At 72.9% G+C, this 12,986-nt stretch carries 9 protein-coding genes and 1 tRNA gene; 7 read left to right on the top strand and 3 right to left on the bottom strand.

Features of this window, described 5'->3' with window-relative positions:
* Position 1: 1 nt before the first annotated feature.
* Complete coding sequence (locus HHX40_RS24120) at positions 2-1,153, bottom strand: cellulose binding domain-containing protein (protein ID WP_182882428.1); 1,152 nt, start codon at positions 1,151-1,153, stop codon at positions 2-4.
* 279 nt (positions 1,154-1,432) lie between these two features.
* Here HHX40_RS24120 and HHX40_RS24115 point away from each other — a divergent pair, with 279 nt between their 5' ends.
* From HHX40_RS24115 to HHX40_RS24100, 4 genes are all read left to right on the top strand, one after another.
* Positions 1,433-2,803, top strand: a complete 1,371-nt coding sequence (locus HHX40_RS24115) for a metallophosphoesterase (protein ID WP_310738251.1) — start codon at positions 1,433-1,435, stop codon at positions 2,801-2,803.
* Between the two features lie 158 nt (positions 2,804-2,961).
* Positions 2,962-5,025, top strand: a complete 2,064-nt coding sequence (gene tmk, locus HHX40_RS24110; protein WP_111697831.1) for a dTMP kinase — start codon at positions 2,962-2,964, stop codon at positions 5,023-5,025.
* 3 nt (positions 5,026-5,028) lie between these two features.
* Positions 5,029-6,222 carry a DNA polymerase III subunit delta' gene (locus HHX40_RS24105; protein ID WP_182882427.1) on the top strand — a complete coding sequence of 398 codons (1,194 nt, stop codon included), beginning with the start codon at positions 5,029-5,031 and terminating at the stop codon, positions 6,220-6,222.
* A gap of 87 nt (positions 6,223-6,309) precedes the next feature.
* Positions 6,310-7,158 carry a PSP1 domain-containing protein gene (locus tag HHX40_RS24100; protein ID WP_111697829.1) on the top strand — a complete coding sequence of 283 codons (849 nt, stop codon included), beginning with the start codon at positions 6,310-6,312 and terminating at the stop codon, positions 7,156-7,158.
* Positions 7,159-7,165: 7 nt separating this feature from the next.
* Here the strand turns inward: HHX40_RS24100 and HHX40_RS24095 are convergent, their stop codons facing one another.
* On the bottom strand, positions 7,166-8,101 hold the full coding sequence (locus tag HHX40_RS24095; protein WP_182882426.1) for an alpha/beta hydrolase: 936 nt from the start codon (positions 8,099-8,101) through the stop codon (positions 7,166-7,168).
* Between the two features lie 114 nt (positions 8,102-8,215).
* Here HHX40_RS24095 and HHX40_RS24090 point away from each other — a divergent pair, with 114 nt between their 5' ends.
* Positions 8,216-8,545, top strand: coding sequence for a winged helix-turn-helix transcriptional regulator (locus HHX40_RS24090; protein ID WP_182882425.1), 330 nt, complete (start codon positions 8,216-8,218; stop codon positions 8,543-8,545).
* Between the two features lie 52 nt (positions 8,546-8,597).
* Positions 8,598-10,781, top strand: coding sequence for a helicase-associated domain-containing protein (locus tag HHX40_RS37865; RefSeq protein WP_182882424.1), 2,184 nt, complete (start codon positions 8,598-8,600; stop codon positions 10,779-10,781).
* Between the two features lie 7 nt (positions 10,782-10,788).
* On the opposite strand, the gene HHX40_RS24080 is transcribed toward HHX40_RS37865, so the two are convergent.
* On the bottom strand, positions 10,789-12,390 hold the full coding sequence (locus HHX40_RS24080) for an alpha/beta hydrolase (protein WP_182882423.1): 1,602 nt from the start codon (positions 12,388-12,390) through the stop codon (positions 10,789-10,791).
* A gap of 369 nt (positions 12,391-12,759) precedes the next feature.
* On the opposite strand from HHX40_RS24080, the gene HHX40_RS24075 reads away from it, so the two are divergent.
* Positions 12,760-12,836: transfer RNA gene (locus HHX40_RS24075), tRNA-Thr, on the top strand.
* The last annotated feature ends 150 nt before the right edge of the window (positions 12,837-12,986 follow it).

Raw genomic sequence — 12,986 nt, 5'->3', positions numbered from 1 at the left:
GTCAGGCCACGGCGCAGGGCGCGCCGTTGAGCGAGAAAGTGCTCGGCGCGTCGGAGACGCCGGTGTGCGAGGCGTTGAAACCGATGCTCACGGACGCGCCGGGAGCGATGTTGGCGTTCCAGGCCATGTTGGAAGCGGTGACGGTGTTATCCGGTCCCTGGTTCCAGTCGGCCGACCATCCCTGCGTGATCCGCTCGCCCGCCGACGGGAAGGCGAACCGCAGCGTCCAGCCCGAGATCGGCGTGCTGCCCGTGTTCGTGATCGACACGCTGGCGGAGAAGCCCGTCCACCAGGTCGACTGGGTGTAGGCGACCTTGCAGTTGGGAGTGGGTGTGGACTTCGGCGTCGGCGTGGGGCTTATGGAGGGGCTCGGTGTGGGGAACCCCGGCAGGGCGGTGGTGGTGATCGGGTCGGACGGCACGCTGACGTTGCCGGCCGCGTCCCTGGCGACCACGATGTAGGTGTACCTGGCGTACGTCGTGAGGTTGCCCTCCATGAAGTAGGGCGAGGTCCGGGTTCCGACCAGCAGCCAGCCGGTCGAGGTGAGCCGGTAGACGGCGTAGCCGGTGACGCCGACGTCGTCGGTCGAGGCCGTCCAGCAGAACGCCGTGCCGGGGAAGTCGGCCACGCAGTTGTCGCGCAGCCCGGTCGGCTTGCTGGGCGGGGTGCTGTCTCCGGGGATCGGGCTCGGGCTGACCACCATGCCGGACACGGCCCGCGTGTTGATCAGCGCCGTCGGCGGGCTCGTGTGGCCGTCGGCGTCCTTGGCCACGATGTAGAAGGTGTAGACCTTGCCGTAGACCAGCCCGCTCAACACGGTGAGGGTGCTGGTGGTCGACGCCGCCTTGACGAAGCCGTCGGCCGTGAGCCGGTAGACCTCGTAGCCGGTGACGCCGACGTCGTCGGTGGACGCGCTCCAGCACAGGCCGACGTACCCCTGGGTGGTGCCGGTCGGCACCGGCGGCGGGCACAGCTGCACGTTGGACGGTGTCGTCGGCGCGCCGGGTTCGGCGCTCGGCGACGGGGCCGCGGACGGCCTCGGGCTGGGGGTGGGCGTGGCGGCCACCGCTCCGGCGGGCACGCCGGAGAGCGCGATCGCCGCGGCGACCGCCGCCCCTGCGGCCAGCCAGGCCAGGTAGCGGGGACTTCTCATGTGTCACCTCGTTGTCGTTCGGTCGGTGTCGGCACCCGGGGGAGTCACCGGGGCCACGTCTGAGGGACGTTTCTGCCGCGATCGTCCGCTTGCTCCTGGTCAGGGGCAAAGATCGCCGATGGTGGCGCGGCATCGGGCCGACTCGGAGGTGAAACTTTCACCGGGCGGGCCTGCCGGTGATCGTTCTCGCCACGGCTCCCGGGAACGCGGCCGCCGGTGGCTCCTCGTAGCATCGTCGTCAGCCGGCCCCTGATCGTCAGCCGGTCGAGGAGAGATCTCGTGGGGTTCCTGGTCATGATCCTGACGGCGGTGGCCGTCGTGCACGTCTATCTGTGGCGGCGGCTGGTCCGGGCGTCGACGACGCCGGGTTCGCGCCTCCGCCGGGTGCTGACGTGGACGCTCGTGGTCCTGGCCGCCCTGATGGTGGTGACCATGGCGGGGAGCCGGCTCTCCGGCGTGGAGGTCGTGCGCGTCGTCGCCTGGCCCGGCTACCTGTGGCTGGCCCTCATGTTCTACCTGTTCGTGTTCGGCCTGGTCGCGGAGGTGCCCCGGGCGATCGCGGCGTTCGCCCTGGCGAGAGGCCGCCGCACCACCCCGGGCACGGCCCCGGTGGACGGTGCGGTGGACGGTGCGGTGGACGACGCCGAGGACGCGTCGGTCCTCGCCCGTACGGCGGCCGGGGAGTCCGCCGCGGTCCCGGGGCCGGCCGCGCCGGACTCCACGACTCCGGTGGCCGCTTCCGGCGGCTCCGCCTCCGGGGGCCGACCGGCCGGGGGAGAACCCGGAGCGGACGCGCCGGCGATCGACCGGCGGCTGTTCATCTCGCGTACGGCCTCCGCCGTCGTGGCGGCGGGAGCGCTCGCGACCGTGGGCTACGGCGTGACCCGGGCTCTCGGCGATCCGGTGATCGAACGGGTGCCGGTCCGCCTGCCGCGGCTCGATCCGCGGATGAGCGGGCTGCGCATCGCGGCCGTCAGCGACATCCACCTCGGGCCGCTCACCGGCCGGGGCCACACGGAGCGGATCGTCCGCATGATCAACGGCCTGGGGGCCGACGTGGTGACGATCGTGGGCGACCTGGTCGACGGCACGGTGGCCGAGCTCGGCCGCCTCGCCGCCCCGCTCAAGTCCCTCGAATCCCGGTACGGCGCGTACTTCGTGACCGGCAACCACGAGTACTACACGGCCGAGGGCCCCCAGGAGTGGATCGAGGAGCTGCGCTCCCTCGGCGTCCGGCCGCTGCGCAACGAGCGGGTCGAGATCACGCACGGGGGAGCCGTGCTCGACCTCGCGGGCGTCAACGACCTCAACGGCGCGCTCTCGGGCGACGGCCCGGACATGGGCAGGGCGCTCGGGGGCCGCGACGCGGACCGGCCCGTCGTGCTCCTCGCCCACCAGGCCGTCCAGGTGGCGCAGGCCGCCGCGCACGGCGTCGACCTCCAGCTTTCGGGGCACACCCACGGCGGCCAGATGGCGCCGTTCAACCTGCTCGTGCCGTTGCAGCAGCCCGTGGTGGCGGGGCTCGCGAGCGTGCCGCGCCAGGGCGGCGGCGACACCCAGATCTACGTCACCCGGGGCGCGGGCTTCTGGGGCCCGCCCGTCCGGGTGGGCGCCCCACCCGAGATCACTCTCATCGAGCTGCGCGCCTGAGCCGTCTCGCCGGGCGGGCGGCGGGAATCGGCGTAGAGCATTGCCGTCATCATGAGAGCGAGGACGAGGCGGACGTAATACCCTCAGGCGACGAGCAGGCCCGAGCGGCCCGCTCGTCCGTCTCCCAGCCCAGCGAACACCCTGGATACGCTGACATCATGAGCACTCCTGCCCGGGCCGCCGCGCGACGCAAGCAGCCGCACGTGCTGGCGAACGCGCCGTTCCGCAGGCTCTGGACCGCCATGGCGACGTGCAGCCTCGGCGACTGGCTCAACATCATCGCGCTGACCGCCCTCGCCGGTAACCTCACCGCGCCGTCCGGCTTCCAGACGCAGAGCCTCGCCATCGGCGGCGTCTTCGTCGCCAAGATGCTGCCCGCCATCCTGCTCGGCCCGCTCGCGGGAGCGGTGGCCGACCGGTTCGACCGCAGGCTGACGATGGTCGTCGCCGACGTCCTCAGGTTCGCGGTGGTGCTGTCGATCCCGCTGATCGGCGGCTACCAGTGGCTGCTCGTCGCGACGCTCCTGGTCGAGTGCGTGAACCTGTTCTGGGTGCCGGCCAAGGACGCGACCGTGCCCAACCTGGTGCCCAAGGAGCGGCTGGAGGAGGCCAACCAGCTCAACCTCCTCGTGACGTATGGCACCGCTCCTGTGGCCGCGGCCCTGTTCGCGGTCCTGTCGGGGGTCATCACCACGATCTCGGCGGCCGTACCGGCGTTCACGGTCGCGGCGACCAGCGTGGCGCTCTATCTCAACGCGCTCGCCTACCTCGCCTCCGCCGTGATGATCTTCACATTGCGGGCCATCCCCAAGGACCACGTCCGCCACGTGGCCGCGCCGTCGGTGCTCAGGCAGATCACCGAGGGCTGGCGGTACGTCGGCGGCAACCGGGTGGTGCGGGGGCTGATCATCGGCATGCTCGGGGCGTTCGCCGCCGGGGGCGCGGTCATCGGCGTCGCCAAGGCGTACGTGCAGGTGATGGGTGGCGGCGACGCGGGGTACGGCACGGTGTTCTGCGCCGTCTTCCTCGGCATGGCGTTCGGCATGTTCTTCGGCCCCCGCCTGCTGGGCGGCCTGTCGCGGCGGCGGATGTTCGGGCTGTCGATCCTGTGCGCGGGCGTCACGCTGGCCGCCGTCGCGCTCATCCAGAACCTGGTCGTCGTCGTGGTGCTGACGGTGGTGCTGGGCGCCTGCGCCGGCATCGCCTGGATCATCGGTTACACCACGATCGGCCTGGAGGTCGAGGACGGGCTGCGCGGCCGTACGTTCGCCTTCCTGCAGTCGCTGGGCCGGGTCGTGCTGCTGCTGGTCGTCGCGGTGGCCTCGGCGCTGGCCGCGCTCTTCGGCCGGCACTACCTGCGGATCTCCGAGCTGACCTACCGCTTCGACGGGGCCAACCTCGTGCTGCTCCTCGGCGCGCTGCTGGCCGTGGCCGTCGGCGTGCTGGCGCTGCGCCACATGGACGACCGGCCGGGCGTGCCGATCGGGGCCGACCTGCTGGCCGCCCTCCGGGGACGGCGGTTCGTCCCCGACGAGGCGGAGCCCGCACGCGGGCTGTTCATCGCGTTCGAGGGCGGCGAGGGCTCGGGCAAGACGACCCAGTCGCGGCTGCTCGCCATCTGGCTGCGCGACCAGGGTTTCGACGTCGTGCAGACCCGCGAGCCGGGTTCGACCAAGGTCGGCATGCGGCTGCGGGCGATCCTGCTCGACGCCGCCCACCAGGGGCTCTCCGCCCGTGCCGAGGCGATGCTGTACGCCGCCGACCGGGCCGAGCACGTGGAGAAGGTGATCGTGCCCGCGCTCCGGCGGGGCTCGACGGTGATCACCGACAGGTACGTGGACTCCTCCCTGGCCTACCAGGGCGCGGGGCGGTCGCTCGACCCCGAGGACGTCGCGAAGATCAACAAGTGGGCGACGGGCGGGCTCGTCCCCGATCTCACCGTGCTCATCGACGTGCCGCCGTCGGTCGGGCTGCGGCGGATGGCCTCGCCGGCCGACCGCATCGAGGCCGAGCCGCTGGAGTTCCACGAGCGGGTGCGCCGGGAGTTCCGCGCGCTGGCCGCCGCCGACCCCGACCGGTATCTCCTGGTGGACGGCACGCTGGAGCAGCGGGAGGTGACGCTCCTGATCCAGGACCGGGTGCGGGACATCCTGCCCGATCCGGTGCCGTACGAGGCCGAGGAGGCCACCGGCACGATGCCCGCCATCCGTGACTTCGGATAGCGAATGACCGTCTACGGGGATCTGATCGGGCAGGATCGGGCGATCGGCGTGCTGCGGCGGGCGGCCTCCGCCGCCGCCGAGGCCGTCGCCGGGGGCCGTGGCGCGGGCATGACCCACGCGTGGCTGTTCACCGGCCCGCCCGGCTCCGGGCGGTCCACCGCCGCCAAGGCGTTCGCCGCCGCGCTGCTCTGCCCCGAGCAGGGCTGCGGCCACTGCGACGCCTGTCACCAGGTCGAGGTCGGCTCGCACCCCGACGTCACGTTCGTACGGCCGGAGGGCCTGTCGTACGGCGTGCGGCAGACGCGTGAGCTCGTGCTCAAGGCGGCGGGGGCGCCCACGCTCGGCCGCTGGCGGGTCGTATTGTTCGAGGACGCCGACCGGGTCACCGAGCAGGCGGCCAACGCGCTGCTCAAGGCGATCGAGGAGCCGCCGCCGCGGACGGTGTGGCTGCTGTGCGCGCCGTCCGCGGACGACATGATCATCACGATCCGGTCGCGTTGCCGGGTCGTGACGCTCGGTACGCCCCCCACCGAGGCCGTGGCGAACGTGCTGGCGACCCGTGACGGGGTGCCCCACGACGTGGCGCTCGACGCCGCGCGGGCGGCGCAGGGGGACGTCGGCCGGGCCCGCCGCCTCGCCCTGGACGAGGAGACGCGGCGCCGCCGCGCCGAGGTGCTGTCGATCCCCCGCTCGCTGACGGGCGTGGCGGAGTGCGTCACCGCCGCCGAGCGCCTGGTGAAGACCTCCACCGAGGACGCCGACGCGGCCACGACCGCGCTGAACGAGGTCGAGACCGCCGAGTTGCGCCGGGTCTACGGCGAGGGGTCCACCGGCAAGGGGCTCAACAAGGGCCTGGTGCGGGGTGGCGCCGGGGCGCTCAAGGAACTCGAGACCATGCAGAAGTCACGGGCGACCCGCATCAAGCGCGACTCGCTCGACCTCGCGCTGCTCGAACTGATGGCGTTCTACCGCGACGTGCTGGCCGTGCAGTTCGGCGCCTCGGTGGAACTGGCCAACGAGGACCGCAGGCACGAAGTGGAGGCCGTCGCGCGGGCGTCCTCGCCCGAGGACACGCTCCGCCGTACGGACGCGATCATGAAGTGCCGGGAGCGGCTCGCGGCCAACGTCCACCCGCAGATCGCGGTCGAGGCCATGACTCTCGCCCTCCGCTCGCCCGGAGTCGTCCACAGGGGATGATTGCCAGTCCCGGACGGGACGTATGGTGGTTCCGGGCGCTCGGCGTGCGATCGCCGTACAGAACCGAGGAGGGCCGGCTCTTTGGGCATGATGATGGCCGTGAGCTTCACGCGCTACGGACGGCTCTACTACCTCGATCCCGGTGCGCACTCGCCGAAGGTGGGCGACAAGGTCCTGGTGCCGACGGACTCCGGTCCGGAGGTCGCCGAGTGCGTGTGGGCGCCGCAGTACGTGAGCGAGGACGTCGAGGGCCTGCCCGTGTGCCAGGGCGTCGCGGGTGAGGAGCACCTGGCCCGGGACGAGGTCAACCGCCGTCGCAGGGCGGAGGCCCGCAGCGTCTCCAAGCGGCTGATCAAACGGCACGAGCTGCCGATGAAGGTGATCGGCGTCGACTACCTGGACGTCGACAACGTCTACACCGTGTACTTCTCCGCCCCGCACCGGGTGGACTTCCGCGCGCTCGTGCGCGACCTCGCCCGCAACCTGCGGGCGCGGGTCGAGTTGCGGCAGATCGGCCCGCGCGACGAGGCCAGGATCCAGGGCGGCATCGGCCCCTGCGGCCGTGACCTGTGCTGCGCCACGTTCCTCAAGGACTTCGAGCCGGTCTCCGTCCGCATGGCCAAGGACCAGGACCTGCCGGTCAACCCGCTCAGGATCGCCGGCGCCTGTGGCCGGCTGATGTGCTGCCTGAAGTACGAGCACCCGCTCTACCAGGAGTTCCGGGCCTCGGCGCCGCGCGCCGGTCTCGCCGTGGACACCCCCGAGGGTCCCGGCACGGTGGTCGGGCACAACGTGCCCTCCGACTCGGTCGTGGTCCGCCTCAACGACGGCGGCCGCCGCTGCTCCTGCTCCCGGGCCAGCGTGTGCGCCCCCCGTAAGGCCCACGACGCGACGTACGGGGAGGCGCGGACGGCCACCGCCGGCGACGCCGAATGAAACCCGGTCAGAGGTGGTCGTGCAGGAAGGCGGCCGTCGCGTCGGCGGCCCGGGTGACGTAGGGCTCCACGTCGTAGAGATCGATGTGCTCCCGGCAGTCCAGCCAGATCACCTCCTTCTTGCCCGGGCTCCGGTCGACGAGCTCCGCCGCCAGTTCCGGCGCGCAGTAGGCGTCGGCCCGGCCGTGCACGACGAGCAGCGGCGTGGCGGCGAGAAGGGGCGCGGCCCCGAGCGCGTCGAGGGTCATCAGCGAGTGGAGCGACCCCCGGGTCACCTCGTTCACCCAGTGCGGTGACGCCGAGCGGGAGGTGCCGTAGTAGGCGTACGGCTCGGCGCCGGGCATGGCGGCCTCGCCGTCGCCGGGCGCCACCGCGGGCAGGAGTTCGTCGTACCGGTCGAGGAAGCCGCCGAGCGCGCCCCTGTAGGCGTCGACGCCCATGCGCTCGGCGAACCAGACCGGGCTGTTGTACGCGCCGGCGATCCCGGCGACGGCGCGCACCCGGGGATCGGAGGCGGCGGCCCGCACCGCGTACCCGCCGCCGAGGCACACGCCGACGAGCCCTACCCGGCCCGGGGCGACCTCGGGCCGGCCGCCGAGCAGGCTCACCGCGGCGCGGAGGTCGGCGAGCTTGCCCTCGCCGTCCTCATGGCCCCGCCGCCCGCCGCTCTCGCCGAACCCCCGGTGGTCGAAGGCCAGGGTGACCAGCCCCGCCCGTGCGAGACGCTCCGCGTACAGCCCGGTGACCTGCTCCTTCACTCCCGTGAAGGGCCCGGTGAGTGCGACGGCCGGGGCGGGCCCCGGCAGATCCGGCAGCCGGAGATCCCCGACGAGATCGACACCGCCCGCCGAGAACGTGACCCGCTCGGTCCGTACAGAGGTGATCGGCGCGCCGGGCAGGCCCTGCCCGTCCGCCGTATATGGATGATTCGTGATATCGCTCATGCCCGCGTCCCCGTCCTAGTGTGTGATCTCGCGGTGAGCGTGAGGCTAGGCGTGCCTGAACCACGGCGCCAGAAGGCACTTCCAGGTACCCATCCCACAGGGCAGGGAGACGAGATGGACCCGGTGATTCCGGACGTACTGCAGGAGAGCTGCGCGACGCGGCAGGCGCTGGAGCGGTTCGCGGCGAAGTGGCGGGTGCTGGTGATCTACGCGTTGCTGGCCGGGCCCCAGCGGCCCGGCCAGTTGCGCCGCCGGCTGCCGGGCATCACCCAGAAGGTGCTGACCGAGACGTTGCGCGGCATGGAGGCGGACGGCATGGTCGAACGCCGGGTGGTCAAGGACTCCGCGCCCCAGCACGTCGAGTACGCGCTGACCGATCTCGGCCGTACGCTGCGCGAACCGCTGGCCGCCATCTGCGCCTGGGCCGCGGAGCACGCGGGCTGAGGACCTCCGGGTGAAGGGCCGGCGGCCGGTGGACCGCGGGTAGGGTGCCGTGGTGAGCACGCCCCGGCTTCTGACCACGTGGTTGAGAACCAGGTCGCCCGACGAGCGGCGGCTGCTGCTCGCCCGGGTGGGCTTCGTCGTCGACGAGGACATCTCGCCGCAGGACCTGGCCCGGCTGCTGCTCCGGCGGCAGGCGGTGGTGCCGCTCGTCAGGTTCTGCACCCTGCCCCAGCGGCAGGCGCTCGCGGCCGTCGCCTGGCTGGCGGCGCAGCGGCACGGGCCGCTGGGTTATCACCTGGAGGGGGACGATCCGGCCTCCCGCGCCGTGCCCCGCGCCGACGTGCTCGACCTGCTGGCCGGACCCGGCCTCGACCGCCGTACGGCCGCCGACGCCGTACTGGACGAGTTGGCGGGCATGGCGCTGGTGCTCCCGCCGCACGGCGACCAGGTGATCGTGCCCGGCGCCGTCCACATGGACCTCGCCGGCGAGACGGGGCTCGGGCGTCCCGCCGCCGAGCTTCTCGCCGCGCACTTCAACCCCCCGGAGGTCCACGCGATCGCCGAAGTCCTGGGGTTCCCGAACGCCCGCGTACGGGAGGTCGCGGAACGGAACGTGCTCGGCCTGCTGGGCGACCCCGAGCGGGTGCGGGCCCTGGTCGCGGGCGCCCCCGCGTACGTACGGGACTGGCTGCTCCGCCTCGTCGGGCACGGATCACGGCTGCGCACCCACGCCTACCAGGTCCACAGCGGGTACGGCTACCAGCACAACGTCAGGTACGTCGTCCGCCCCGGGGGTTCCGGCGACCCGGCCACCGACTGGCTGGTGGCGCACGGCCTGCTGCTCCCGGCGGGGCCGCCCGACGTGGCGGAGGTGCCGTTCGAGGTGGCCACGGCGGTCCTCGGCGGGCCGCGCGTGCCGTTCACCCCCGATCCGCCGCCGCCCCCGGACGACCTCCCCGGTGCGGACGGGGCGGAGGGGACCGCGCAGGCGGCCGCCACCTCCGCGCTCTCCCAGATCGAACGTCTGCTCGCGGCGTGCGTCGATCAGCCGCCCACCCTGCGCAAGGCCGGCGGTCTGGCGGTGCGGGACACCAGGCGCATCGCCAAGGCCGCCGGCGTGGGCGAGGACCTCGCGAGGTTCTGGATCGACCTGGCCACGCAGGCGGAGCTGCTCGGCCTGTACGCCGAGCCGGTGCCGCGCCCGAAGGGCCACCGCGGCAGGCTGCCCGAACCGGTGGTGAACCTGCTGCCCACCACCGAGTACGACACCTGGCTCAAGCGGTCGCCCGTCGAGCGGCTGGCCAGGATCATCGGAACCTGGGCGACCCTGCCCGCGACCTACACCCACTGGCCCGCGGAGGCCGGGACGCCCGTCGCCCTCACCGAGCCCTCGGACCCGCACGCGGTCAGCCTCAGGTACGCCCTGCTCGAAGCCCTCGCCGCGGTGCCTCCAGGGAAGGGCCTTCCGCCGGACGGCCTCCCCTACCTGATGCTCCGCGCCGCCTGGCATCGTCCCCATCACGTCTCGGCCGCGCGTCTCGGCGCCGAGCAGGCGGGCGCCATCCTGCGCGAGGCCGGGCTGCTCGGCGTGACCGCCGGTGGCGCCCTCACGGCCGTCGGGCACGCCGTACGGGACCTGCTGGTCAGCGGTGAGGCATGGCGGTCGCCGGAGGCCGCGCTGACCACGGCCCTGTCGGCCATGCTGCCGCCCGCCCAGGCCACCGCCCGGTTCCAGGCCGACCTGACGGCGGTGGTGCCCGGGATGCCCGACCCGTCCCTCGCCGAACTGCTGGACGGCGTCGCGGAGCGCGAGTCGGAAGGGCACGCGGTGGTCTGGCGGCTGAGCGCGGCGACCGTGCGCCGCGCGTTCGACCAGGGCTACGAGGCCGACGACCTGCTCGCGCGGCTCTCCGAGGCCGCGGAGGGGCCGCTGCCGCAGACCCTCGAATACCTGGTCAAGGACACGGCCCGGGTGCACGGCCGGATCCGGGTGGTGCGGTCCGGGTGCTGCCTCCGCGCGGACGACGAGGCGCTGATCGAGGAACTCGCCCGTGCGCAGGCGCTGCGCGCGCTGGGGCTGCGCAAGATCGCGCCCACCGTGCTGATCAGCGCCGCCGGCGAGGAGGAGACCCTCGCCCGGTTGCGCGCCGCGGGGTACGCCCCGGCGCTGGAGTCCGAGACCGGGGCGACGGTCGTCGAACGGGCCGGCACGCGTCGCGTACCGGCCCGCTCGTAACCGCTTGTCAGGTCGCCTTCGGGCAGACCGTGCCGTTCTTGGGCGCGCGCAGCGTGAGCAGGTACTCGTCGACCGCGGTGTCCACGCAGGTCGAGCCGCTGCGGTAGGCCGTGTGGCCGTCGCCGTCGTAGCCCAGCAACACGCCCGAGGTCAGCTCCTTCGCGAGCCCCTGCGCCCACTCGTACGGCGTGGCGGGGTCGCGCAGCGTGCCGACCACGAGGATGGGCGGCGCGCCCGCGCCCTTGATCGGCTTGTCGGCCTCGGCCGACTTCGCCGGCCAGTACGCGCAGGGCAGCGAACCCCACATCACGAACGGCCCGAAGTGCGGGGCCGTCTTCCCGGCCGCGTCGGCGGCCTTGCCGTACGCGTCGAGCGACGTGGGATAGCGGTGGTCCACGCAGTTGACGGCCATGTTCGCCTCGGTCTGGTTCGAGTACGTCCCGTCGGACCGGCGGTCGACCAGCAGGTCGGCCATCCGCAGCAGGGACGTGCCGTTGCCGTGGGTCATGGCCTGGCCCAGGGCCTGCCGCAGCTGGGGCCACGCGGTGCGCTCGTAGAGCGGGGTGGCGATGCCGAGCACCGTCCACGCCTCGTTGACGACCCGGCCGTCGCCGAGATCGTTCTTCAGCGGCTGCCGGTCGGCCCTCGCCAGCAGGTCGCTGATCTCCTTCATCGCGCCGTCGACCGTACGGCTCGTGAAGGGGCAGGCGCCGTCGAGGAAGCAGTCTTCGGCGAACGCCCTCAGCGCCACCTCGAAGCCCTTGGCCTGCACCTCGTTGGACTTGATGGCCGACATGGCCGGGTCCACCGCGCCGTCGAGCACCAGCGCCCGCACGTTCTTGGGGAACAGCTCGGCGTACATCGCGCCGAGGTAGGTGCCGTACGACTTGCCCAGGTAGGTGAGCCCGGCGTCGCCCAGGACGCCGCGCAGGACGTCCATGTCCCTGGCCGCGTCGGCCGTGCCCACGTGCGGCAGCAGGCGGGCCGACTGGGCTTCGCACCGCTCCGCGAACTGCTTGGACGCATCGTCCAGCTCGGTGACCTCCGCCGGGCTGTCCGGGCTGGAGTCCATGCCGACGTACTTGTCGAGCTGGGCGCCGGTCATGCAGTGGACGGGAGTCGACTCGCCGACGCCGCGCGGATCGAAGCCGACGACGTCGTACTGCTCGCGTACCCGCTCGCTGACCACGGACTTGGCGGCCCGCGCGTACTGGATGCCCGATCCGCCCGGCCCGCCGGGGTTGATGAGCAGCGAGCCGGCCCGCGTGCCGGAGGCCGGGAGGCGGATCGCGCTGAGCTCGATGCGCTCGCCGGAAGGCTTGGTGTAGTCGAGAGGGACCTGGATCCTGGCGCACTGGAAGCCGTCGCCGCAGTCCCTCCAGTCGGGCCGCTGCTCGTAGAAGGGGCGTAGCTCCGACGCGGGCGTCCGCATCGCCGGGAGCGCCTTCGTCACACCGGGCTGCTGGGACGACGGGGCCGGGGTGCGGGCGGAGCAAGCACTGATGGGCAGCAGCGCGATCACCGCCGCGGCCGCCAGGCGCCGGCCCGGGCCATCGCTTCGCCGCTTCGTCCTGTGTGTGACCTTCGCGGTCTGGCCGGCCAGTCGCATGCTCGTCGTTCCCCTGCCGTCGTCTGCGTGACGAGGACCAGCATGCCGCCTGCCGGCGGGAGCGGCCACCGGACGCGAGCGGTTCCGGAGAATGTCATGCGGCGCCCTCCGGCCGGATGACCTGGCCGGGAGAGACGGAGCGCTCCTCCTGTGACACCTGCGCCGGGCTTGTCCCGTCTCCCGGTAAAGAGACGCTCCCGAGGCCGCGAGGGAGAATTTACCCGGTCTCGCCGATCTTCCCCGCCCGCCGTCCGAGCCGGCCCGTCTCCCGCGTACGGCGGCAGCCCGTGCGGGCACGGCACACCGGACGGTGACCGGTGCACGAGAGCCCGGCCGACCCTGTAGACTGTGCGAAGCCGTACGCGGCCTGCCGCCTTAGCTCAGTCGGCCAGAGCACTTCACTCGTAATGAAGGGGTCAAGGGTTCGATTCCCTTAGGCGGCTCCACCTCAGAAGCCCTCTGGAGAGATCCAGAGGGCTTCTGCGTGACTAACTGCGTGACTACGCTTGTGGCCGACCAGGCGGGAGATCTCTTCGGCACCGGCCGCCGCGGCGGACCAGGCCGCGCCCGGACGGCCGGTGGTCCGCGTGTTCGCG

It is taken from the genome of Microbispora sp. H10949 (assembly GCF_014161435.1).
GTDB lineage: Bacteria > Actinomycetota > Actinomycetes > Streptosporangiales > Streptosporangiaceae > Microbispora > Microbispora triticiradicis.
The sequence above is the reverse complement of the archived record's forward strand: the minus strand, read 5'-3'. Positions and strand labels throughout refer to the sequence as shown.

Coding starts and splice junctions, on each gene's coding strand:
- HHX40_RS24090 (WP_182882425.1), top strand. CDS start 8,216: ATGGACCCGGTGATTCCGGACGTACTGCAGGAGAGCTGCGCGACGCGG.
- HHX40_RS24100 (WP_111697829.1), top strand. CDS start 6,310: ATGATGATGGCCGTGAGCTTCACGCGCTACGGACGGCTCTACTACCTC.
- HHX40_RS24095 (WP_182882426.1), bottom strand. CDS start 8,101: ATGAGCGATATCACGAATCATCCATATACGGCGGACGGGCAGGGCCTG.
- HHX40_RS24120 (WP_182882428.1), bottom strand. CDS start 1,153: ATGAGAAGTCCCCGCTACCTGGCCTGGCTGGCCGCAGGGGCGGCGGTC.
- HHX40_RS24105 (WP_182882427.1), top strand. CDS start 5,029: ATGACCGTCTACGGGGATCTGATCGGGCAGGATCGGGCGATCGGCGTG.
- HHX40_RS24080 (WP_182882423.1), bottom strand. CDS start 12,390: ATGCGACTGGCCGGCCAGACCGCGAAGGTCACACACAGGACGAAGCGG.
- tmk (WP_111697831.1), top strand. CDS start 2,962: ATGAGCACTCCTGCCCGGGCCGCCGCGCGACGCAAGCAGCCGCACGTG.